Here is a 22142-nt window from a genome sequence, read left to right as displayed (position 1 = left end):
ACAGGATCGAACCCACCCTTGACCGGCGTCACAGTGCTCGAGGTCGGCGCGTTCATGGCCGCTCCGTACGCGACGATGCAACTGGCCGATCTCGGCGCCCGGGTGATCAAGGTAGAGAATCCGGACGGAGGCGATCCCGTCCGCGCCAGCGGGCCGTTCATCGACGGGGAAAGCTCCCCGTTCGTGCGGCTGAACCGCAACAAGGAATCGGTCACGCTCGATCTCAAGGCTGAGCGCGACAATGCCGCATTCCGGGAGCTCGTACGGGCGGCCGACGTCCTGGTCGAGAACCTCCGGCCGGGGGCGATGAGCCGGTTGGGACTCGACTATGCGGCCATGCGCCAGGAGAACCCGCGGCTGATCTATGCCTCGGCGTCCGGGTGGGGCCAGGACGGCCCGCTCGCCCACCTCCCTGGTCTGGACATCATGGCGCAGGCGCGCAGCGGCCTGATGAGCGTGACGGGCTTTCCCGATCGCGAGCCAGCCAAGGTCGGCGTCCCGATCTGCGACCTGGTCTGCGCCCTGTACCTCGCCTTGGCGGTGACCGCGGCACTGCGCGAGCGCGACCGGTCGGGGGAAGGGCAGCACATCGATGTCTCCCTGCTGGAATCCGGAGTCTCCTTCGCGGTATGGGAAGCCGGTATGTATTTCGCCGACGGAACCGTCCCGCGCCCGAACGGATCCGCACATCAGAACAACGCGCCCTACCAGGCCGTGCGGACTGCTGACGGCCACGTCACCATCGGCGCGACCACTGCAAAGACCTGGCCGGCGTTCTGCCACACGCTGGGCCTCGACGACCTGCTCTCCGACCCGCGATATGTCGATGCCTACTCAAGGCGGCAACATCGCGAAGAGCTCGTCGAGACCATTGAAGAGATCACCACGACCCGGACTACGCGGTCCCTCGTGGACGACCTCGAGCTGGCGGGGGTGCCGTGCGCGCCGATCCTCGATTACTCACAGGTGTTCACCGACGAGACGTTGCGACAACGCGACTTCTTCTGGGCCGCACCACACCCCACGCTGGGCACGGTCGAGCAGCTGGGATCTCCGATGCGCTTCTCGCGCACGCCCGTGCGGCGGGCGCATGCCGGACCGCCTCTTGGCGATTCGACCGCCAAAGTCCTCGCAGAGATCAACCATGTCAACAGAAAAGGTGACGAGCAGCGGTGAACACTTCCGAAGTTGAGATCGGCGCCGAAGACCACGTGCTCACCGTGACGTTCAACCGGCCGGATCAGCGCAACGCGATGACCTGGGCTATGTATGAGGCGCTCGAGCAAGCCTGCGACCGAGCCGACTCCGACGGCGACATCCGGGTCATGGTCCTGCGCGGCGCCGGCGGTCGCGCATTCGTCGCGGGTACGGACATCAGCCAGTTCGCCCAGTTCTCCACCGGTCAGGATGGGGTGGACTACGAGCGCCGGGTGACCGCGGTGCTCGACCGGCTGCAGGCCGTGACGATCCCCACCGTCGCGTCGATCGACGGCTACTGCGTGGGCGGCGGTCTCGGCATCGCCTGCGCGGTCGACCTCCGTGTCGCGACACCCCGAGCGAAATTCGGAGTGCCGATCGCACGCACACTGGGGAATTGCGTCTCGGTGGCCACCCTTGACCTGCTCGTCAAGAACCTCGGTCACTCACGAACGATCGCGCTGTTGCTGACGGCCGAGTTGATGAGCGCCGAGGAGGCCCATTCGGCGGGATTCCTCGTGGCGCTGGCGGACGATCTGGAAGAAGCAATCAAAAAGATCACCGACGGCATCGTGGCCCATGCGCCCTTGAGCATGTGGGCATCCAAAGAGGGCCTGCGCAGACTGCACCGCAGCGGACGCGACGCTGACATGACCGACATCGTGTCGCGCGTCTACGGCTCCGCTGACTTCCGGAACGCGGTCGAGGCGTTCACGGCGAAACGAGCGCCGAGCTGGAATGATCACCGCGACTGGACGACCAGCGAAGGCCCCTAGCGTCGCGGCCGGACGGGCGATGCGCTGAGCCAGCCAACTGATGGGCGCATGCTGGGCGCGTAATTCTCTACACCTGCTCCTCGACCTGGCAGAGTGACGCCGTGTCCGAAGACGACGACGCCGTCCGCGCCTTGCTGGCCTACCTGGGCGCGGCGATGGTGGCCACGGGGCAGCCGGTCGGCGACGTGGAGGACGAGCTAGCCGAGGTGAGCAACGCACTGGGCTACCCCGATGTCCAGATCGCGGCATCACCGACCGGCGTCTTCTTGAACCTGATCAGCGGCGCCCCCGCAACGTTCGAGTCGGTCAAGGGTGGACTGCGTCTCGACCAGGCCGCCGAGGTCCGAGCGATCCGTCATCGGTTGTCGCAGCGTGCCCTGACGGTGGCCCAGGCCACCGAGGAGCTGCTTGATTTGCGCCATCGTCCGCCCCGCTACCCGCAGTGGATGGCCAACCTCGGCTGGATCGCGATCGCCACGGGAATCGCTCTGATCCTCCAGCCCGGTGGTGCCAACGTCGCCTTCGCCGCCGTTGGGGCGGTCGTGGTGGTCGCCCTCTTCCGGCTGGGACAGCGGTTCGGCCTGATCGCCACGCTGCTCCCGACGCTTGCGGCCTTCCTTCTGGCGTGCGGGGTGTTCGCAGCCGCCAACGCGGGTGTGCTGGACGGACCGCTGCGTACCCTGCTGCCGCCGTTGGCGGTGCTATTGCCCGGCGCGTTGATCGTCACTGCGATGTCTGAGTTGGCCGCCGGCGACATGGTGGCCGGAGCATCACGGTTGACCTTCGGGCTGGTCCAGCTGCTCCTGTTCACCCTGGGCATCGTCGCGGCCAGTCACGTAATCACGGTGCCCGCAGCAGAATTGACCAATCTCCGCGTCGACACACTTGGCTGGTGGGCCGCGCCGTTGGGGCTGATCCTCATAAGCATCGGAATCGGGGTCCTGGAGAGTCCACCGGTGCGGCTGCTGCCCTGGATCACCGTGGTCTTGATCCTTGCCTTCGCTGCCCAGAGTTTCGGGCAATACGTCGGTGGCGCGGCGCTCGGCAGCTTCCTCGGCGCCGTCGCCGCCACCCTGGGGTCCTCGCTCGTGGAGGCCGTTCGCCCAAATCTGCCCCGGTTGGTGGTCTTTCTGCCGGCCTTCTGGCTGCTCGTCCCCGGTAGCCTCGGTCTGCTCTCCACCACGGCCCTCATCACCAATCCCGGCGGTGGTGGTGCGAACGCGTTCGGCGTGGTGACGGTGGTCTGTGCCATCGCGGTCGGGTTGTTGGTCGGTGCGGCGGTCGCACGGTCCTTTGGCGGTGCTCTCCACAGGCTGCGCAGCGGGTACCCGCTGCGCCGACGCGGTCGGCTGGGTCGGAGCCTGCTGCGCTGACGACTCCCTCGCGCAGCCAGCGGACCGGACTAGCCTTTTGAAGACGCGCCCCGAGGCACTGGAGGTCACCGCATGACGCCACCGGCCCAGCCACTGATGAGCGCCGCCGAGACCGTCGTTCACGATCTTCGAGCCGTGCTGCCACAGGGACGGGTAATCGTCGACGCCGACGTCGTCCGCAGCTTCAGCCGGGATCAGGCGGCCGGAGCTCCGGCCGGTGAGCCAGCAGCGGTCGTGCGTGCCCGCAGCACCGAAGAAGTCCGTCGGGTGGTCGAGATTTGTCTACGTCACCGCACCCCGGTCGTGGCGCGCGGAGCGGGCACCGGGCTGTCCGGTGGCGCAAACGCCATCGACGGCTGCGTGGTGCTCTCACTGGAGGCGATGTCGGAGATCCTCTTGGTCAATCCGTTGGAACGGTTGGCGGTGGTCCAGCCGGGCGTGGTCAACGACCACCTTCGAGCGGCAGTGGCGGAGCACGGGTTGTGGTACCCACCAGATCCCGCGAGTTCGCCGTGGTCGACGCTCGGTGGCAACGTCGCCACGAACGCAGGCGGAGTGTGTTGCGTCAAGTACGGCGTCACCCGTGAGTACGTGCTCGAACTCGAGATGGTGACCGGTTCGGCGGAAGTGGTGCGCATAGGGCGCCGGACCGCCAAGGGCGTCGCCGGCTACGACCTGGTCGGCCTAATCGTCGGGTCCGAGGGCACATTGGGCATCGTCACCGAGATCACGGTCCGCCTCCGCAGCTTGCCAAGCGCGCCCATCACGGTTGCGGGGTTCTTCCCGTCGCTGGTGGCAGCCGGTGTCGCGGTGCGCGCGGTCGGGGCGGCGGGCATCACCCCGTCGGCGTTGGAGCTGATGGACAGGTATTGCCTTCGCGCCGTGGATGATTGGAAGAACATGGGCCTGACGGCCGCGGGAGATGTGCTGTTGCTCGCGCGGGTGGATGACCCGGACCCCACCGGCACCGCACTTGCCGATGCGATCGTCGAGCACTTCCGCGCCAGCGGCGCGTCCTGGGCCGAACGGTCGAGTGACCCCGATGAGGGTGAGGCCTTGTTCGCGGCTCGTCGTCTGGCCTACCCGGCACTCGAGCGGCTGGGACCGGTGATCACCGAAGACGTGTGCGTGCCCAAGGAGCACGTCCCCGAGATGCTGGCGCGCATCGAGGCGCTGGCGGCGCAACATGGGGTGCAGATCGCCAACATCGCGCACGCCGGCGACGGCAACCTGCACCCCTTGATCATCGGACCACCAGACGACGACGCCGACCTGTGGCGGCGGATCCACGCCGCATTCGACGGCATCCTCGATGCCGCGTTGTCCTTCGGCGGCACCATCACCGGCGAGCATGGTGTCGGCTTGCTCAAGCGCCGCGGTCTGGTAAACGAATTGTCGCCTGCGGTAATGGGACTCCACCGGGCGATCAAGGATGCACTCGACCCCGCGGGAATCCTCAACCCCGGCAAGATCTTCGATCAGGTGGACGGTCATTTGGCGGCGACATCACGTCAGGCCTAACTCACGCAATCGACGATGCCCGACGTTGCACGACCCCATAGAACGCTCTCGCCGCAATCAGTCGAACAGCAACTCGCGCATGACTTGGATGTGGTCGGGCAAGACCTTGGCAACGAGGGCTTCGCGAAGCGGTGGCGATAGCGCGAGCCGCCGGTCAGCAACTGGTCATTGCGCCAAGGCGCGCGAGGCGGCCGAGCAGCGATACTTCGCCGAAGAGAACGAGCCATTGCGCGACGATGGCGTGCCCTTCGTCGGCGAGGTCGCCGGCGAGATAAAGCTTGCACTGCTGGGCGGTGCGACGGCGCTGCTCAATCCGATTCAATGGCCCGAACCCTTCGGGCTCGTGATGATCGAGGCGGCCACCTGGACACCACGCCGCTGCAATACCTTCGCCGGATTCGACTGCACTACGCCCACCACGAGCTGTTGGCCGCCGACCGCAGGTAGGTCACTGTCGCCGCGATCGCCTCCCGCTGGGGATTCATGCACGCCAGTCGCTTCGCAGTCTTCTACCGCCAAACCTATGGCCGAAGTCCACACATCACGTCGCGAAGCTGACAGCCTGCGGACTCGCCAAGCCACGCCGGCGACACGGCCGATCTTGGTCGGTCGGCCACCGCCGGAGGCATGAATGTGCTTTCGTGACAGCACTACTCACCGGCGCGGGCAACCCCTTGGGACGTGCAGGAGAAACGCTACCGGCGTCCCGGCCGGAAGGTCACAGCCCATTGCAATCACTTCCCCACCACTCCAGGTACCGGTCCGGTCGCTCCATGACAACCACTGTGCTGACAGGACCAATCCTTGGTGACATTTCCGGCTCCCTAGGCGCACGCGGTATCCGAATCTGATTGCCAGACTCGTTGTTCGGAGGTTACCGGCGGGCCATACGTTCGAGCCATCGGCGGTCGGAGCCTCCGTTGCACCCACCCGTGCGGACATAGGAGTAGTCATGGCATTGATGCGATTCGATCCGTTTCGCGAACTCGACCGGTTTGCCGAGCAGGCGTTGGCCGGCGCACGCACTGCGCGAACTCTGCCCATGGAGGCGTTGCGGCGCGGTGACCAATTCATCGTCGCCCTCGATGTACCGGGCATGACCGCCGGTGACATCGACGTGACGGTCGAGCGGAACGTCATAGAGATCAACGCGCGCCGCCGTCCGCTGCGGCAGGAGGGCGATGAGCTGATCGTCGACGAGCGGCCACAGGGCGAGTTCCGGCGCCAACTGTTTCTTGGCGACAACCTCGATCCGAACAAGCTGAGCGCGGTATGTGACAGCGGCGTGCTGACCTTGACCATCCCGGTGTCGGAGGCGAGCAAGCCCCGCAAGGTTGAAATCGACACCGCCAACGACGGCCAGCAGGCCATTCAGGCCGAGTCCGCGCAGCGCCAAACCGTGGACGCATAGGGGCTGTTCGATTGGATCCAACCATTGGTCTCCGCGCTGGTGCTGGCAGGCTACGGCCTGGTTTTCGGTGCCATCGTCGGCGCCCTGATCGGCCTCGCGATCCACGCGATGCAGGGCGGTCGACGCGACTTCCACTCGGTCAGCGGACTACGGCCCAGGTCCTACGACGTCCTCGCCGAGGTTGGGGTAGCCGATCGTGCGCTGCAGATGTTGACCAGTGACGAGCGAAGTCGGGAGTAGACGCTGGCAACAGCGCCAGCAACCATCGCCCTGGATTGATTGCACGAAGATCCGACGAGTCAATTGGAGTGAAATGTGACTCAAGTTGCCTACCTCGAAACGGGAGGAACCTTCACCGAGGCGGCGCTGGTCGGAATGGCCGCGGACGGCATGGTCCCTTGTCTGCTCCCAACGGCTGGGCTGACACCCGTGCCGGTCCACACCAGCCCGGCCGCCTTGGCCGCTGTCCGGTCCCATGACGCCGACTACGCGTGCGTACCGATTGAGAATTCGGTCGACGGGTCTGTGTTGCCGACGCTGGACAGCCTGGCGACCGGGACGCCACTGCAGATCTTCGCCGAACTGACCCTTGACATCGACTTCGCCATTGTGGTGCAGCGCGGCCTCACAGCGGCCGACGTCAAGACCGTGGCAGCGTTTCCAGTCGAGGCCGCCCGGGTGCGGCACTGGCTGGCGGCGCACCTGCCCAAGGCGCGTGTGGTACCAGCTGACTCCAACGCGGCTGCGGCGCATGCCGTTTCGCACTTTCGCGCCGATGCCGCGGTCAGTACCGAGTTGGCCGCCGCACGGTATGGAGTGCCGCTATTCGCTTTCGATATCGCCGACCAACGCTCGCGCACCAGATTCGTCCTGGTCGGCCCACCGGGCTTGCCGGCGGCCCGCACCGGTGCCGACCGGACATCGGTGGTGCTGTGCATCGACAACGCCTCGGAGGCGCTGGTGTCGGTCCTGCCGGAGCTAGCGGTCCGCGGGGTCGAGCACGCCCGTATTGAATCGTGGTCTACCCGAACCAATTTGGGCACGCGCACGTTCTTCCTGGACTGTGTCGGACATATCGAGGACCCACCGGTTGCCGAGGCCCTCACGGCGTTGCACCGACGTTGCGTGGATATGCGATATTTGGGTTCGTGGCCAATGGGGTAGGCCGCGGGCGATATGCGCCGAAGGTGGTCCAGGCGTCCAATGGTTTGGCACCGCCCGTCGGATGTGGCTCGTGCAGCTCGCCGGGTGATCCACTCACTCGTCAGCGCGCTTCAGCGCCGCGTCCAACTCACGCGACACCTCGTCGGTGATGCGGGCCGCCATCGCGCTCGGGTCGGACGGCGCGGGCGCCTCCGCGGTGACGCCGGCATAGGCCTCCAGTGCCTCGGACGCCAGCGGACTCCACTTCTCGATCCAGCCCCACACCACCTCGGCATTGGCGGTGTTGTCGTCGACGATGTGCCGCAACAGCGCCGCAGTCCACTCACGATGCCAGCGAGCATCCTCGTCGAGCACAAACAGAACCTATTTTCTTCGGTCTGCCAGGACAGTTTCGGGCCAGAGTCTTCGCAACCTCGGAATGATCGACCAAGCATTTCATCGGCGCACCTGACAGCTGGGAAACGACTGGTAGTGCCTGCAGGCAAGACTTCGAAGTGCCCTGGCTAGTTCGGTCGGGACTGCCAACGTTGGACCGGCTGCCCTTCTGACCGAATTGATCCAGCAGGTCGAACTTGCCAGGGCGGGTCGACTTCGCACGCCAGCGGGACCGCCACCTGTAACCGGCGAAGTGGTTTGACCCCAACCACCGACTCGAAGGTGGACAGGCCGGTGAGTCTCTCCTCAGCCTGTCAGGCCAGGTGCGTGCGTCGGGCTTGGGACCGACAGGACCATGTGGATGACGGCATTGAGGTGGAAGGTTCTCATACAAGCGGTCGCCTGCGGTTGATGGCCACACGACCCGAATTGGTTTGGGTGCGTGCCGATTCCGCAGGGATGCGGCCTAGCGGAGTGCTGGGCCGCGGCAACCGGCAGTGAAGTCGAGTGGAGACGGAGGCGCTGAGCTGATGCACCAATCGTCGACCCTACGGCCCGGGATTTGGATACTGCGGCTGCTCGCCGTCATGGTCACTTTCCTGGCCGCATGCAGCAGCTCGACCAACTCCGACTCGACCAGCACTCCGGCGGCACCCCCCGGCTCGACGGCCCCAGTCACGGCGGCCGGCGCGGATCTACCGGCACTGGTCCGACGGGTTGAGCCCTCGGTGGTCACTGTGCTCACCGAGGGCGGCCTTGGCAGCGGCATCGTCTATGGGAACGACGGCACGATCGTCACCAATGCCCACGTGGTCGCAGGCGCGCAGGACGTCACCGTAGCCCTCGCCGACGGGCAGCAGGTGCCGGCAAAGGTTCGTGGCGCCGATGAGATTGCCGACGTCGCCGTCATCCAGGCCAACCGTAACGGCCTGCCTGCTGCGACATTTCAGAAGCCGCTGCCGCAGGTCGGTGAACAGGCCGTAGTTCTGGGCAGCCCGCTGGGATTCGAGGCCACAGTCACATCCGGCATCATCTCGGGACTGCACCGTCAGATTCCCGGGTCGGCTGCCACCGGCGCACCGCTGGTCGACCTGATCCAGACCGACGCCGCCATCTCGCCGGGTAACTCTGGGGGTGCGGTACTCGATGCGCAAGGAGACGTCGTCGGGATGAGCGTGGCCTACATTCCGCCGGCGGCGGGTGCGGTAGCCCTCGGGTTCGCGATCCCGGCTGCGACCGTCGTCGACGTCGCCGACCAGCTGTTGGCCACCGGTGCCGCCCGCCACGCGTATATCGGTGTTCAGCCCGCCACCTTGACCCCAGAAATCGCGCGGCTGCTGGGAATCAACCGCACCAGTGGTGTGGTCGTCATGCAGGTCGAGACGCCAAGTCCGGCAGCGGAGGCAGGCATCCAACCGGGCGACATCATCACGAGTTTCAACAGCCGGGACACCGCGACGGCAGAGGAGCTCATAGCGGCACTTCGCGGCCTCAAACCGGGTGACCGCGTCCAGTTGACCGTGCTCCGCGGAGCGGAGACCCAACAGATCACGCTCACGGTCGCAGAGCGCGCCCCTACCTAGAGCTGACTGTCGCTACATCGTCCGACGTGCGTTCCCTGGGTGCCATTGACCTGTTGGGCCGAACCAGCCCGGCGAGATTGCGCCTGCGGGTCCGATTCGGTGTCACCGACGGCATGCCAACGTTGAGTGGGACCCGTCCGGGCGGGTCTGGAGCGTTGGAACGGAGGTAACGTGTGACCCATTCGTCGGGTATTCCATTGTTCGAACGGTTCTTTCGCTCGGTCGCAAGCATCAAGGTCGACAGAAACGACGTCCGTCGATTTCGGGAGTTCGTCGACGAGCAGATCGATGACATTGCCATCGCGGCGCGCAACTCGGCTAAGTGGAACGGGCGTGATGTGATTGTGGCGCAGGATCTTCCGATCACCAAGGGCGTCCAGGAGCGCATGCGCGAATTCGACAAGCTGGAGGAGGCCGAGGAGATCCGTGAACTGTTGCGCCAGGTAGTCCGACTACCACCCGGGGACGTCACGTTCGCGGAGGATGCGGAGGCTCTGTTGCCAGAGTTGTTCGGCGGGTTGAGTATCGCGTTGGCCCGTTCGTTTCGCGTGGTGGACGCGACGGTGTCCAACCCGTCGACCGAGCATTGGAATCAAGTGTTCACGCTCTTTCGTCTGGTGTTCTGATGTCCATCGGTCTGCACGCTGTCGTAACCGCGTTCTCTGATGACAACCACTGATGAACGGAGAGGGGAAGTGAAATGACATTGTCACTGCAACGTTCTGCCAGCCAGGCGGACAGGTGGCACCCGTTGCGCGAGTTCGAGAATCTCTATTCCGAGATGGATCGGTTTGCGCAGTCGGTGTTCGGTGGACTCACGGGTGAGGGTGCCTGGGCGCCCGCGGCCGATATTGTCGAAACCGACAGCGCTTACATCATCGAGGTCGAGCTCCCAGGGGTGCGGCGCGAAGACGTCGATGTCACGCTGAACGGCAACGAATTGGTGGTGACCGGCGAGTTGAAGGAGCGCAAGCGCGAGGGCTTGTTCCGCCGCCGTACACGAAGGGTCGGTGAGTTCGAGTTTCGTGTCACGTTGCCGGGCTACCTGCGGGATGGCGACATCGAGGCATCTTTGGCGTATGGCGTGCTGAAAGTCTATGTGCCGAAAGCGGAAAGCACGAGGTCAAAGAAGATCACCGTGAGTGAATCGGGCAACGGCCCACTCTAGACATCCGTTAGCCGGGCTGCGGTCAGGCATCGAGGTTGAGGAATCGCCACGCCCGCGTCGCTGCATGGAGGTTGAATCGGGTATCGACCTTGTGGAGATCGTGGCCGGTGAGTTCAGCGATGCGTGCCAGCCGGTAGCGCAGCGTGCTGCGATGGATGTGTAGTGCGGCTGCGGATTCGTCATAGTTTCCACCGCATTCCAGATAATCGCTGAGAGTCAGGACCAGTTCGGAGTTCCTGCTCTCGTCGTAGTCCAGCAGCGCGCCCAGCCATTCGCGCACGAAGGCTTCGACCGCACCGCCGCCGTGGGCAGCGTCGATGAGGCGGTAGAAACCGAGTTCGTCGAACGCCGCTGCGCCTTCCGGATTGGCCGAGCGCAGCCGGATGTTCATGGCGCGACGGGCGTTGATGAAGGACTGCGGCAAGTCATCGGGTACTTCGCAGCGAGTGCCGATTCCGATCACGCTGGTCGCCCTCCCGAGCCTCTCACTGATTGCGTGGTGCAACGCGCGCGGCTCGGGGCGGCCGCCGGTGACCAGAACGACCAGGCCCTCGTGGCGTCCCTGCAAGTAGTTCAGATGCAACGCGGTCGCAGCGTCCCCGGCGGCGGTTGCCAGCGCACTCTCCGCGCGATCGGCGGCTTGCACCACCACCACGTAGTGCGGGCGTCGCAGGTCATGGCCCAGTGCATCGGCCCGGGCGTAGGCGCCGTCCCGGTCGGTTCCGGCCAACAGATCGTCGACCAATTCGCGGCGGAGGTGGAGCGCGGCCTCGGCAAGATTTCGCTCGTGGGAAAGCTCCAGCGCCAACACCACGGTGCCGTAGCGCAGGGCGAACATGCTGTCCTCGGTCACCGTGTCATCCGGATCCTGCAATACCAGGACCCCGAGGATCTCGGTCCTGGGCTGGACGAGCGTGAAAACCCGGCTCCCGATCCGCGCGGGACCGTTCTGTGCCGCCAGGTGGTGCAGCAATTGATCACGCTCGTTGGGTGTCTGTTTGGGATAGGGGTGGGGTTGTCCGGGTCCGGCCCAGCAACGCAGGTTGCCGAACCTGTCCTCGAGCCCGACCGGCAATGCCGTCAGACCAAACAACGCTTCCGCGATGCCCTGCTCGCCCATTCCCGCCGCTACCGCCGCACTCAGAACCTCGTGCATGTTCGTTTGCCATTGCAACCGCAAAACCGTGGTGGCGAGATCGCGATTCGTTTCCTCCAGATCGGTGTTCGTCTGTGCCAGCTGCCCGGTGTAGCCGATGTCGCGCTCGTGCATCGCGACGTATGCCAAGGCAGCGCCGGCTTGTTGGGCGAGGATTGTCAGCAGCAGGATCTGATTTTCAGGCGGTGCACTGAGGGCACCAAGCACCAGGCAACCCTTGACGGTGCTTAGGTGAGTCAGCGGAAGCGCCCACCCCCACCCGTCTTGAACGTCGACGTGCCCATCGCAGCCGCACTCGCGAAGCTGCCGTTCGATTTCGGGATGCTCGGGTTGGGAGGGTGGGAAGCGAACGAATCCGCCGTCCACGGACCGGTAGCTGGACACGACCTGACACTGTGAGAGGTTGCCGACGGCGACCGTGGCATCCCGGAAGATCTCGCCGACGTCGCGATCACTAAACGCGATGTGCGAGAGAGTGGCCAAACTCCCTGACGAAACCTGTCCGGCTTCCATGCTGCGTCCTCGTGGGCTAAGCGATCCACCGTCACGTTCGAGTGGCCGTGCTTGGCAACTCCCTCGCGTGCCACGTCGGAGCGTCTGTTGACGCGCTACTGCGACGGCATACCCACCGCTGGCGATCCCGAATCGTATTACCGGTCCGACAGTGCTCGTCGTATCGACCTCGTGGTGCTGCCAGGACGAATCGGAACCGCGAATTTCGGCTGTCCGGGCGCATGCGACGGTTCCTGCTGATTGCCAGACTCCTTGATTGGGAAGCGATTACGACGAGTGCGCGACGGCCAGCGGTTGCCGGCGCTTCCGTGAAACGCGTTCGCAACATGGGAGAAGCCAGCGATCCGCGGGCCGTGATGTGGACGAGGTTGGGGCCGTGCGCTGCCAACCCTGACCAGTGACAACCGAAGGGAAGAGACGATGGCAACAGCGGTAGGCATCGACCTCGGGACCACGAACTCGGTGATCGCCGCCTGGCAGGGCGGGGAACCGATCGTCATCCCCAACGCCGAAGGAGCGCGCACAACGCCCTCGGTCGTGGCGTTCACGGAAGGTGGCGAGCGCCTGGTGGGGCAACTTGCCAGGCGCCAGTCGATCATGAACCCCAAGGGCACCATCTATTCGGCCAAGCGATTCATCGGCCGCCGCTTCGACGAGATATCGGAAGAAGCCAAGGCGGTCAGCTTCGACGTAGTCGAGGGCGACGGTGGCGCCGCCCGGTTCGACGTACGCGGCAAGAAGTATTCGCCCGAGGAGATCAGCGCTCAGGTGCTGCGCAAACTGGTCGACGACGCAGGCAAGTTCCTCGGCGAGCGGGTCAAGGAAGCGGTGATCACCGTTCCGGCCTATTTCAACGACGCCCAACGCAACGCCACCAAGGATGCCGGCCGCATCGCCGGCCTCGACGTGCTGCGCATCATCAATGAGCCCACGGCTGCGGCGCTGGCCTACGGGCTGGACAAGAAGGGGCACGAAACGGTGCTCGTCTTCGACCTCGGCGGCGGCACGTTCGACGTCAGCCTGCTCGACGTGGGTGATGGGGTGGTGGAGGTCCGTGCCACCGCCGGCGATTCGCACCTGGGTGGCGATGACTTCGACCGCCGCCTCGTCGACTACCTCGCCGATGAGTTCCAGCGTGAGGACAACATCGATTTGCGGAAGGATCCGCAGGCGTTGCAGCGGCTCTTCGAGGCGGCCGAGAAGGCCAAGGTCGAACTGTCGTCGGTGACGCAGACCCAGGTCAATCTGCCGTTCATCACCGCCGACGCAAGCGGACCGAAGCATCTGACCACCACGATCATGCGATCGAAGTTCGACGATCTCACCGCGGACCTGGTCGAGCGAACGATGGGCCCGGTCAAGCAGGCGATGAGCGACGCCAAGGTGAGCGCAAACGACATCGACGAGGTGATCCTGGTGGGCGGTTCCACCCGGATCCCCGCAGTCCAGGCCTTGGTGCGCCGGCTCACCGGCGGCAAGGACCCCAACATGAGCGTGAACCCCGACGAGGTCGTCGCGCTCGGCGCCGCGATCCAGGCCGGTGTGCTCAAGGGCGAGGTCTCCGATGTCTTGCTGCTCGACGTCACCCCGTTGTCGCTGGGGGTCGAGACCGCAGGCGGGCTGATGACCAAGATCATCGAGCGCAACACCACCATCCCGGCGCGGCGCAGCGAGGTGTTCACCACCGCGGCGGACAACCAGCCGGCCGTGGATGTGGTCGTACTGCAGGGTGAACGGGAGCTCGCCCAAGACAACCGGGCGCTCGGTCGATTCAAGCTGGAGAACATCCGTCCCGCACCCCGGGGTGAACCGCAGATCGAGGTCACCTTCGACGTCGATGCCAACGGCATCCTGAACGTCACGGCACGCGACAAGGACACCGGTGCAGAGCAGGGAATCACCATCAGCGAGCAGTCCAACCTCGACAAGAGCGAGGTGGACCGGATGCTCGCCGAGGCCGAGGCCAATCGCCGCGAAGACGAGCAACTGCGCAAGGCCGTCGAGGCGCGCAACGCCCTCGACTCGGCGGCATACCAGGTGGAGCGTCGGCTTGCCGAACTGGGCGATTCGGCGGCGCCGCACGATCGGGCACGCGCCGAGATGCTGGTCGCCGATGCGCGACAAGCCGTCAAGGAAGACGCACCGATGGACCGGGTGCAGTCCCTGACGTCCGAGCTGCAACAAGTGCTCTATGGGCTACAACCCATGCCGTCCGGCGGCGGCAACGGGCAACCGACCGGTAACGGGCAGGGCTCTGTTGTCGGTGACGACGATGTGGTCGACGCCGAGTTCGACAGGGGCTGACCGGCAATGGTCAGCCACGCAGAGCAGTCCAAGACCGAAGAGGACGACGGCCGAGTAGACGAAAGTCCGTCAGGAACGGTTGCCCACCAACACGATTCGGACAAGGAACTGGCTAAGCTCGAGGACCGATGGCGGCGTGCCGTGGCAGATCTGGACAACTTGCGCAAGCGATATGCCCGCGAACTGGATCGCGAACGAACAACGGAACGATCCAGGGTGGCCGGCGCGTGGCTGCCCATCGTGGACAACTTGGAGCGGGCGATCAGTCACGCTGGTGACCAGTCCGACGCGGTCCTCGATGGCCTGCGAGGCATTCTCGAACAAGCGCTACAGGTCCTCGAGCAGTTCGGCTATCCGCGCGACGCGCAGGCGGGGGTGCCGTTCGACCCGGAGCGCCACGAGGTGGTCGGTGTGGTGGACCAGCCGGACACCACACCCGGGACGGTCGTCGAAGTCGTTCGACCCGGCTACGGCGACGGTTCGAGGCAACTGCGCCCGGCGGCCGTGGTGGTTAGCCGACGCGGGGAGTGATGCTCCGTGGCCCGCGACTACTACCAAGTGCTCGGGGTTTCGCGGGATGCGACCGCCGATCAGATCCAGCAGGCGTTCCGCACCTTGGCCCGCAAGTATCACCCCGACGTCAACAAGGATCCATCGGCCGAGGATCGGTTCAAGGAAATCAACGAGGCCTACCATGTGCTGACTGACCCCGAAACCCGCAAACGCTATGACCGATTCGGCGAAGACTTCAACAAGGTTCCCGAGGACTGGGAAGAGCGTGTGGGCGCCGGTGCTGGTGGCTTCCGCGGCGGACGGCCCTCCGGTGCTCGGGTCCGCTACGGCCAGGGCTTCGGCGGCGCCGGCGGCATCAACATCGAAGACCTCTTCGGCGACATGTTCAGCGGCAGTGGCGGATTCGGGCCGATTCCGGGCGCCGACCAGGAAGCAGTGCTCGAGCTGACCGTCGAGGAGGCCTACCGGGGCGGCAAACGGCAGCTCTCAATAGGTGGCCGCGACTACGGAGTGAACATTCCCGCCGGCGTCGTCGACGGTCAGCGGATACGGCTGGCGGGAGAGGGAGGCCGCGGCAGCGGCGATGGACCGGCAGGAGATCTGTACCTGCGGGTGCGCATCAAGCCGCAGCCCCGCTTCCGGCTCGACGGCCGCGACATCACCGTCGATCTGCCGGTGTCGCCGTGGGAGGCGGTGCTGGGAACCACCGTCGCCATCCGGACTCCCGGCGGCGAAGCGAAAGTCAAGGTGCCGGAGGGGTCTTCGACCGGCCGGCGCTTGCGGCTGCGCGGTGAAGGCATGCCCAACCCGCACGGTGCCGCTGGCGACCTTTACGCGGAAATCAAGGTGATGGTGCCACCGAAACCCACTGCTCGGGAACGCGAGCTGTTCGAGCAACTAGCGGCCGAGTCCACCTTCGACCCAAGGAGGGGACGATGACCGCCTCACGATATGTCTTGGTGCGGCGGCCAGGAATGCAGCTCGACGACTTCGCCACACGCTGCGGCTTGCATCCCGACATGGTGCGCCGACTGGTGGCGCTGGGCCTGCTCGCATGCCGGCAGGATGCCCGCGGCGATATCTGGTTCGAGCCGTCTGCGCTGGTGACAGTCGGCCGCATCCAACGGTTGAGGGCCGGGCTGGGACTGAACTATGCGGCGATCGGATTGGTACTCGACCTGCTCGACCACATCGAAGAGCTGGAATCGACTTCTCGCCGAAGGAGGACATCACGGTGGACATCAACAAGCTGACGCAGAAGTCACAGGAGGCGTTGGCCGAAGCGCAGAGCATTGCGACCCGGATGGGTCAGAACGAGGTCGACGGCGAACACCTGTTGATGGCGCTGATCGACCAGCCCGAGGGCCTGGTACCGCGGCTGCTTGATCAGGCCGGCACCGACACCGCGGCATTGCGCGCAGACGTGGAACGCGAGCTGAACCGCCGGCCGAGGATGAGCGGCCCGGGTGCCGCGCCGGGCCAGGTCTCCGTCACCAGGCGCCTGGCGAACCTGCTGGAGGCCGCCGAACGGGAAGCCAAGCGGCTCAAGGACGACTACGTGTCGGTGGAACACCTCGTCATCGCCCTTGCTGAGGAAGGTTCGGCGACCGCCGCCGGACGGATCCTGGCCTCCCACGGCGTGACTCGGGAATCGTTCCTCGGCGTGCTGACCAAGGTCCGCGGCAACCAGCGGGTCACTTCAGCATCGCCGGAGGCCGCCTACGAGGCCCTGGAGAAGTACGGCCGCGACCTGGTTGCCGAGGCCCGTGCGGGCAAGCTGGACCCGGTGATCGGCCGAGACGCCGAGATCCGCAGGGTCATTCAGATCCTGAGCCGCAAGACGAAGAACAATCCGGTGCTGATCGGCGACCCCGGCGTCGGCAAGACGGCGATCGTGGAGGGGCTGGCCCAGCGGATCGTGCGCGGCGATGTTCCGGAAGGCCTGCGGGACAAGACAATATTCTCCCTCGACATGGGTTCGCTGGTGGCAGGTGCGAAGTATCGCGGTGAGTTCGAGGAACGGCTGCAGGCGGTGCTATCAGAGGTGAAGGCCGGCGAGGGCCGAATTCTGCTGTTCGTCGACGAGTTGCATACCGTGGTCGGCGCCGGGGCGACGGAAGGGTCGCTGGACGCCGGCAACATGCTCAAGCCGATGCTTGCCCGCGGCGAGTTGCACATGATCGGCGCCACCACCCTGGACGAATACCGCAAGCACATTGAGAAGGACGCCGCGTTGGAGCGCCGGTTCCAGACCGTGCTGGTCGACGAACCTGACGTCGAGGACACCATCTCGATCCTGCGCGGCCTGCGCGAGCGCCTCGAAGTCTTTCACGGTGTGCGGATTCACGATGGGGCGCTGGTGGCGGCGGCCACGCTGTCGCACCGCTACATCACCGACCGGTTTCTGCCCGATAAGGCCATCGACCTGGTGGACGAGGCCTGTGCCCGGCTGCGCACCGAAATCGACTCGATGCCAGCTGAGTTGGATGAGATCACCCGTCGAGTCACCCGACTGGAGATCGAGGAGGCGGCGTTGGCCAAGGAGACCGACGCAGCCAGCAAGTCCCGTCTGGAGGAGCTACGCAAGGAATTGGCCGATCTGCGAGCGGAGGCAGATGCCCGGCACGCCCAGTGGGATGCCGAACGGCAGGCCATCCGGCGGGTGCAGGAACTGCGCGGGCAGCTCGAGCAGCTCCGGCACGAGGCCGAGGAGGCCGAACGCAACTACGACCTCAACCGGGCCGCCGAACTGCGCTACGGCCAAATCACCGAGCTGGAACGCAAACTGCACGCGGCCGAGGAACAGCTGATGTCCAAACAGGGCGAACAGCCGCTGCTGCGTGAGGTCGTCACCGAAGACGAGATCGCCGAAATCGTGGCCGCATGGACCGGCATCCCGGTCGCGCGGTTGCAGGAGGGCGAACGGGAGAAGCTGCTGCGGCTCGACGAAATACTGCACGAGCGGGTGATCGGCCAGGACGAGGCGGTCCAGCTGGTCGCCGATGCGGTGATTCGAGCCCGCTCCGGTATCCGCGACCCGCGCCGCCCGATCGGCTCGTTCATCTTCCTCGGACCCACCGGGGTCGGTAAGACCGAGCTCGCGAAGACGCTGGCCGCCGCATTGTTCGACAGCGAGGACAACATGGTCCGGCTCGACATGAGCGAGTACCAGGAGCGGCACACTGTGAGCCGGTTGGTCGGTGCGCCACCGGGATACGTCGGTTACGAGGAGGGCGGCCAGCTGACCGAGGCGGTGCGTCGCAAGCCGTACTCGGTGGTGCTGCTCGATGAGATCGAAAAGGCGCACGCCGATGTGTTCAACACTCTGCTGCAGGTGCTCGACGACGGCCGGCTCACCGATGCACAGGGACGGCAGGTCGACTTCCGCAACACGGTGGTCATCATGACCTCCAACATCGGCTCGCACCATCTGCTCGACGGCGTCACCGCGGACGGCGAGATCACGCCCGACGCGCGCGACCGGGTGATGGCCGAGCTGCGCGGACACTTCCGGCCCGAGTTCCTCAACCGCGTCGACGACATCGTGCTGTTCACCCCGCTGTCGATGGTGCAGATCGAGCGGATCGTCGAGCTGCAACTGGCCGAGCTGCGGGATCGGTTGGCGGAAAGGCAAATCGAACTCGACATCTCCCCGGACGCGCGACGGATGATCGCCGAACATGGCTACGATCCGGTGTACGGGGCGCGGCCGCTGCGCCGCTACATCGCCCACGAGGTGGAGACCAAGATCGGCCGGGCGTTGCTAAGCGGCGACATTGCGGGCGGTGGCAAGATTCGCGTCGCCGTGGAGAACGGCGAACTCGGCGTGGGCTATTTGGAACCGGCCCTGGCGGCCTGACGGAGGAGGCGCCATGGAAACAGACATCCTGACGTGCCCGCACTGCGGGAAACGCAACCGGGTACCCGCGGTCGCCGCGGGGAAGCCCCGGTGCGCCAATTGTCACCAGTGGCTGCCGTGGATCGCGGCGGCCGGCGACGAGGACTTCGCTGACGTTGCCGAAAAGTCCGCGGTTCCAGTACTCGTCGATCTGTGGGCGACCTGGTGTGGACCGTGCCGCATGGTGAGTCCGGCACTCGAGCAGCTCGCAGGAGAACGCGCCGGACAACTCAAACTGGTCAAGGTCGACGTGGACAAGGCACCGAAGATTTCGCAGCGGTTCTCGGTGCAGGCGGTGCCGACGCTGCTACTCCTCGATCACGGGGAAGTGCTTGGGCGACAGGCAGGTGCCGCCCCCGTTGCGGCGCTGCGCAATTGGCTGGACCAGTCATTGTCGGCGAACAGCGCGAAGGGTGCACGGTCATGACATCAGTAGCTACGGATCCACACGTGGCGGCGATTCGCCAGGTGCGCCCGCACACGAACGGCTGCGAGGAATGTCTGCGGCTCGGCACACCGTGGGTGCATCTGCGGCTGTGCCTGACGTGCGGACATGTCGGCTGCTGCGACTCGCCGCCCATGCGGCATGCCCGCGCGCACGCGCACACCGTGGGCCACCCGATCGTGCAGTCCATGGAGCCGGGACCGGCGTGGCGGTGGTGCTACGTCCACGAGAACTATGTCTGAGGTCGTCACCGACCAGCCCGCCTCGACTCCGCTGGCGGAAACCCCCGACGTCTACGGTGCGTACCCGCGACTGTCCGACGATCAGATCGCCAGCCTCGAGGCAGGCGCCGCCCGGCGTGCCGTCGACATCGGCGAAACGCTTGTCCGCGAGGGCGAGTGCTCCGACTACTTCTTCGTGATCCTGTCCGGCAAGGTCGCCGTCGCCACCACCGACGACATGGGCAATCGGCGCGTGATCCGGGTACATGGCCCAGGGCGGTTCCTCGGGGAGGTCGGCGACCTCGAAGGTCAAGCCGCGTTCTACACCGCCGAAGTGATGGAACCCGGCGAAGTACTCGTGGTACCGACCGAGCGGGTGCGGGCCCTGGTCGCCCACGATCCGGTGCTCAGTGACCTCATCATGCGCGCGTACCTGGTACGCCGCTCGCTGCTCATCCAGGGCGGAACCGGATTTAGGATCATCGGCTCCTGTTATGACCCGGATACGGTGCGGTTGCGCGAATTCGCTGCGCGAAATCGGTTACCGCACAGATGGATCGACCTGGAACGTGACAAGCGCGCCGCCCGGCTGCTGCACCGGTTCGGAGTATCGCCCCAAGACACCCCGGTGGTGATCTGGGGCGGTGAGGTGCTGCGCAACCCGACCAACACCGAGCTCGCCCGCCGGGTCGGACTACCGGTACCCGACACAGTGCCCGACGAGGCCGACGTCGTCGTGGTGGGCGCCGGTCCGGCCGGGCTTGGCGCGGCGGTGTATGGCTCCTCGGACGGTCTGATCACCGCGGCCATGGAGCGGATCGCAACCGGCGGGCAGGCCGGGACGTCATCGAGGATCGAGAACTACCTCGGATTCCCTGGCGGCATATCGGGCGCCGACCTGGCCGAACGGGCCGTCCTGCAGGCCGGCAAGTTCGGCGCGCGGATCATGGTCTCCGCGGAGGTCACCCGGCTGGAATCCGACGGCGGGCACCACCGGTTGACGCTCGCGGACGGCGGGTCGGTGGTGGCCAGGGCGGTGGTGCTGGCCACCGGAGCGCGGTATCGAAAGCTCGCCGTACCGGGGATCGAATCGAACGAGGGCAATGGCGTGTACTACGCCGCCACCTTTCAAGAGGCGTTGATGTGTGGCGCCGGTCCAGTCGTCGTCGTGGGGGGTGGTAACTCCGCCGGTCAGGCAGCGATCTTCCTCGCGTCGCGGGTTTCCCGGGTGTATGTGGTGATCCGCGGCGACGACCTGAACAAGGGCATGTCCCGATATCTCGTCGACCAGATCAACCGGCACACCCGCGTGACGGTCCTGTCGTGTACCGAGATCGGAGAGGTGCACGGAGACGGTGAACTCAGCACCGTGGTCACTGAGGACAAACGGACCGGTGAGCGCCATTCGATCCAGGCCCGCGCCCTGTTCGTCTTCATCGGCGCGGATCCGAATACCGCGTGGCTCGCCGGCGCCATCGAACTCGACGACCGCGGCTTCGTGCCGACCGGTCCGGCAGCTCTGTATTCGGACACCGACGGCGGTCAGGGGCGAACGCAGCGTCGGCCGATGATGCTGGAAACCAGCCGGCCCGGTGTGTTCGCGGCGGGCGACGTCCGTAGTGGTTCGGTCAAGCGGGTGGCGTCCGCGGTCGGCGAAGGATCCATGGCAATCCGCCAAATCCACGAGTACTTCGGGACCTGATCGGCGGCGGTCGGCGGCGGAGTATTGATGCCGTGCTGGTGCCCAGCACGGCCACCAGGGACGTTTCACGTAAGCGGGTACGGGTATCCCAGACCCAATGACTGGCGCCCTGTCATCAATCTTGCTGATCGCCGATCCCGGTGTCCCGGCGTTGATCGCCGAACGCCTTTCTGAATCGCTTCCCAGTGCGCTGACGGACCGTGCGGACGGTGCTTTCCCGTCTGCAGCTTCTGACGGGCATCGTCTACGCCAACCGCCCATGGCGATTGGCCGTTGGTTTGTACAAGGTGTTGATGGCGGCGTTCGCCGCGGGAGCCGTGAGCCTTGCGTATCCGACGATTTGGCAGCTGTCGGCCACCATGGGTCCGTGGCGGTTGGGCGCCGCCACGATCTTGGCGAGCACGGCAATGATCGCGTGGCTCATCCTCGACCACGAACTATGGGAAAGGCCACGTTCGGCCGGCGAACGTGAACGCGCGGCGCTGTACAACGTAGCGACGGTGGTCACCCCGACGATCGGCGTCGCCATCCTCCACATCGGGCTGTTCGTCCTGCTGCTGCTGACCGCATGGTGGACGCTTCCGCCGCAACTGGTCGCTGACACCATCGGCCATCCCGTCGGCCTCTCGACCCTTCTGATGATGGCCTGGCTGGCGGCGGCGGTCGCAACCTTGGGTGGCGCCCTGGGATCGGGTTTGGAGGATGACGAGGCCCGTGAAGGCAGCGGCATATGGGGTCCGGCAACGCCAGCGATTCGACAAAGCGAACTGACGCACCGCGTGACACGACGCGAGAGACTATCGCCTGCACTGCAGTTCGGGC

Annotated in this window: 20 protein-coding genes and 3 pseudogenes; 20 read left to right on the top strand and 3 right to left on the bottom strand. The window is 65.7% G+C overall.

What is annotated here, in order from left to right:
* The first annotated feature begins 18 nt into the window (after positions 1 to 18).
* The 4 genes from HNP02_RS15330 to HNP02_RS15315 all read left to right on the top strand — a co-directional run bounded on the left by HNP02_RS15330 (position 19) and on the right by HNP02_RS15315 (position 4867).
* Positions 19 to 1176 (top strand): CaiB/BaiF CoA-transferase family protein, encoded by a 1158-nt coding sequence (locus HNP02_RS15330; protein ID WP_221317609.1) that lies wholly within the window; start codon positions 19 to 21, stop codon positions 1174 to 1176.
* A complete protein-coding gene (locus tag HNP02_RS15325) occupies positions 1173 to 1973 on the top strand; it encodes an enoyl-CoA hydratase (RefSeq protein WP_184439746.1) in 801 nt (266 codons plus the stop codon). The genes HNP02_RS15330 and HNP02_RS15325 overlap by 4 nt, the downstream gene beginning before the upstream one ends.
* Positions 1974 to 2074: 101 nt before the next feature.
* On the top strand, positions 2075 to 3346 hold the full coding sequence (locus HNP02_RS15320) for a threonine/serine exporter family protein (RefSeq protein WP_309241564.1): 1272 nt from the start codon (positions 2075 to 2077) through the stop codon (positions 3344 to 3346).
* 72 nt (positions 3347 to 3418) lie between these two features.
* Positions 3419 to 4867: an FAD-binding oxidoreductase gene (locus HNP02_RS15315; RefSeq protein ID WP_375373670.1), complete on the top strand. Its 1449-nt coding sequence runs from the start codon at positions 3419 to 3421 to the stop codon at positions 4865 to 4867.
* Positions 4868 to 5021: 154 nt separating this feature from the next.
* Here the strand turns inward: HNP02_RS15315 and HNP02_RS15310 are convergent, their stop codons facing one another.
* On the bottom strand, positions 5022 to 5189 hold the full coding sequence (locus HNP02_RS15310) for a hypothetical protein (RefSeq protein ID WP_184439744.1): 168 nt from the start codon (positions 5187 to 5189) through the stop codon (positions 5022 to 5024).
* A gap of 41 nt (positions 5190 to 5230) precedes the next feature.
* Between HNP02_RS15310 and HNP02_RS42730 the strand changes: the two are divergent.
* The 4 genes and pseudogenes from HNP02_RS42730 to pheA form a co-directional block, all read left to right on the top strand.
* Positions 5231 to 5425: pseudogene (locus HNP02_RS42730) on the top strand (helix-turn-helix domain-containing protein); the annotation flags it as partial.
* Between the two features lie 394 nt (positions 5426 to 5819).
* Positions 5820 to 6278, top strand: a complete 459-nt coding sequence (locus tag HNP02_RS15300) for an Hsp20/alpha crystallin family protein (protein ID WP_184439742.1) — start codon at positions 5820 to 5822, stop codon at positions 6276 to 6278.
* A 24-nt stretch (positions 6279 to 6302) separates the two neighbouring features.
* Positions 6303 to 6518 carry a hypothetical protein gene (locus tag HNP02_RS15295; protein ID WP_184439740.1) on the top strand — a complete coding sequence of 72 codons (216 nt, stop codon included), beginning with the start codon at positions 6303 to 6305 and terminating at the stop codon, positions 6516 to 6518.
* Between the two features lie 75 nt (positions 6519 to 6593).
* A pseudogene (gene pheA, locus HNP02_RS15290) lies at positions 6594 to 7591 on the top strand (prephenate dehydratase).
* On the opposite strand, the gene HNP02_RS15285 reads toward pheA, so the two are convergent.
* Positions 7536 to 7796 carry a hypothetical protein gene (locus tag HNP02_RS15285; protein ID WP_184439735.1) on the bottom strand — a complete coding sequence of 87 codons (261 nt, stop codon included), beginning with the start codon at positions 7794 to 7796 and terminating at the stop codon, positions 7536 to 7538. The pseudogene pheA and the gene HNP02_RS15285 overlap by 56 nt on opposite strands.
* A gap of 551 nt (positions 7797 to 8347) precedes the next feature.
* Between HNP02_RS15285 and HNP02_RS15280 the strand changes: the two genes are divergently transcribed.
* From HNP02_RS15280 to HNP02_RS15270, 3 genes are all read left to right on the top strand, one after another.
* Entirely contained in the window at positions 8348 to 9400 is a 1053-nt protein-coding gene (locus HNP02_RS15280; RefSeq protein ID WP_184439733.1) for a S1C family serine protease, read from the top strand.
* A 173-nt stretch (positions 9401 to 9573) separates the two neighbouring features.
* A complete protein-coding gene (locus HNP02_RS15275) occupies positions 9574 to 10026 on the top strand; it encodes a DUF1931 family protein (RefSeq protein ID WP_184439731.1) in 453 nt (150 codons plus the stop codon).
* A 74-nt stretch (positions 10027 to 10100) separates the two neighbouring features.
* Positions 10101 to 10568 carry an Hsp20/alpha crystallin family protein gene (locus HNP02_RS15270; RefSeq protein ID WP_184439729.1) on the top strand — a complete coding sequence of 156 codons (468 nt, stop codon included), beginning with the start codon at positions 10101 to 10103 and terminating at the stop codon, positions 10566 to 10568.
* 22 nt (positions 10569 to 10590) lie between these two features.
* Here HNP02_RS15270 and HNP02_RS15265 read toward each other — a convergent pair whose 3' ends face one another.
* Positions 10591 to 12237: a CdaR family transcriptional regulator gene (locus HNP02_RS15265; protein ID WP_184439727.1), complete on the bottom strand. Its 1647-nt coding sequence runs from the start codon at positions 12235 to 12237 to the stop codon at positions 10591 to 10593.
* Positions 12238 to 12657: 420 nt separating this feature from the next.
* On the opposite strand from HNP02_RS15265, the gene dnaK reads away from it, so the two are divergent.
* The 9 genes and pseudogenes from dnaK to HNP02_RS15220 form a co-directional block, all read left to right on the top strand.
* On the top strand, positions 12658 to 14541 hold the full coding sequence (gene dnaK, locus HNP02_RS15260; protein ID WP_184439725.1) for a molecular chaperone DnaK: 1884 nt from the start codon (positions 12658 to 12660) through the stop codon (positions 14539 to 14541).
* A 6-nt stretch (positions 14542 to 14547) separates the two neighbouring features.
* Entirely contained in the window at positions 14548 to 15072 is a 525-nt protein-coding gene (locus tag HNP02_RS15255) for a nucleotide exchange factor GrpE (RefSeq protein WP_184439723.1), read from the top strand.
* 6 nt (positions 15073 to 15078) lie between these two features.
* Positions 15079 to 15993, top strand: a complete 915-nt coding sequence (locus HNP02_RS15250; RefSeq protein ID WP_184439721.1) for a DnaJ C-terminal domain-containing protein — start codon at positions 15079 to 15081, stop codon at positions 15991 to 15993.
* Positions 15990 to 16307 (top strand): chaperone modulator CbpM, encoded by a 318-nt coding sequence (locus HNP02_RS15245; RefSeq protein ID WP_184439719.1) that lies wholly within the window; start codon positions 15990 to 15992, stop codon positions 16305 to 16307. The genes HNP02_RS15250 and HNP02_RS15245 overlap by 4 nt, the downstream gene beginning before the upstream one ends.
* Positions 16289 to 18913: an ATP-dependent chaperone ClpB gene (gene clpB / locus HNP02_RS15240; protein WP_184439717.1), complete on the top strand. Its 2625-nt coding sequence runs from the start codon at positions 16289 to 16291 to the stop codon at positions 18911 to 18913. Before HNP02_RS15245 ends, clpB begins: the two co-directional genes overlap by 19 nt.
* 13 nt (positions 18914 to 18926) lie before the next feature.
* Positions 18927 to 19379, top strand: a complete 453-nt coding sequence (gene trxA / locus HNP02_RS15235) for a thioredoxin (protein ID WP_184439715.1) — start codon at positions 18927 to 18929, stop codon at positions 19377 to 19379.
* On the top strand, positions 19376 to 19639 hold the full coding sequence (locus HNP02_RS15230) for a UBP-type zinc finger domain-containing protein (protein WP_184439713.1): 264 nt from the start codon (positions 19376 to 19378) through the stop codon (positions 19637 to 19639). Before trxA ends, HNP02_RS15230 begins: the two co-directional genes overlap by 4 nt.
* Positions 19632 to 21320: an FAD-dependent oxidoreductase gene (locus tag HNP02_RS15225; protein ID WP_184439711.1), complete on the top strand. Its 1689-nt coding sequence runs from the start codon at positions 19632 to 19634 to the stop codon at positions 21318 to 21320. Before HNP02_RS15230 ends, HNP02_RS15225 begins: the two co-directional genes overlap by 8 nt.
* Positions 21321 to 21532: 212 nt before the next feature.
* A pseudogene (locus tag HNP02_RS15220) lies at positions 21533 to 22091 on the top strand (hypothetical protein); the annotation flags it as partial.
* Positions 22092 to 22142 lie beyond the last annotated feature (51 nt).

Origin of the sequence: Mycobacterium sp. AZCC_0083 (assembly GCF_014202335.1) — a bacterium.
GTDB lineage: Bacteria > Actinomycetota > Actinomycetes > Mycobacteriales > Mycobacteriaceae > Mycobacterium.
Note: the sequence above shows the minus strand (reverse complement) of the source record. Positions and strands in the feature narration are given on the sequence as shown.

What these genes read in the sequence shown, in the direction of transcription:
- dnaK (WP_184439725.1), top strand. Translation starts at nt 12,658, where the DNA reads ATGGCAACAGCGGTAGGCATCGACCTCGGGACCACGAACTCGGTGATC.
- HNP02_RS15270 (WP_184439729.1), top strand. Translation starts at nt 10,101, where the DNA reads ATGACATTGTCACTGCAACGTTCTGCCAGCCAGGCGGACAGGTGGCAC.
- HNP02_RS15300 (WP_184439742.1), top strand. Translation starts at nt 5,820, where the DNA reads ATGGCATTGATGCGATTCGATCCGTTTCGCGAACTCGACCGGTTTGCC.
- HNP02_RS15315 (WP_375373670.1), top strand. Translation starts at nt 3,419, where the DNA reads ATGACGCCACCGGCCCAGCCACTGATGAGCGCCGCCGAGACCGTCGTT.
- HNP02_RS15280 (WP_184439733.1), top strand. Translation starts at nt 8,348, where the DNA reads ATGCACCAATCGTCGACCCTACGGCCCGGGATTTGGATACTGCGGCTG.
- HNP02_RS15225 (WP_184439711.1), top strand. Translation starts at nt 19,632, where the DNA reads ATGTCTGAGGTCGTCACCGACCAGCCCGCCTCGACTCCGCTGGCGGAA.
- HNP02_RS15265 (WP_184439727.1), bottom strand. Translation starts at nt 12,237, where the DNA reads ATGGAAGCCGGACAGGTTTCGTCAGGGAGTTTGGCCACTCTCTCGCAC.
- trxA (WP_184439715.1), top strand. Translation starts at nt 18,927, where the DNA reads ATGGAAACAGACATCCTGACGTGCCCGCACTGCGGGAAACGCAACCGG.
- HNP02_RS15245 (WP_184439719.1), top strand. Translation starts at nt 15,990, where the DNA reads ATGACCGCCTCACGATATGTCTTGGTGCGGCGGCCAGGAATGCAGCTC.
- HNP02_RS15255 (WP_184439723.1), top strand. Translation starts at nt 14,548, where the DNA reads ATGGTCAGCCACGCAGAGCAGTCCAAGACCGAAGAGGACGACGGCCGA.
- HNP02_RS15230 (WP_184439713.1), top strand. Translation starts at nt 19,376, where the DNA reads ATGACATCAGTAGCTACGGATCCACACGTGGCGGCGATTCGCCAGGTG.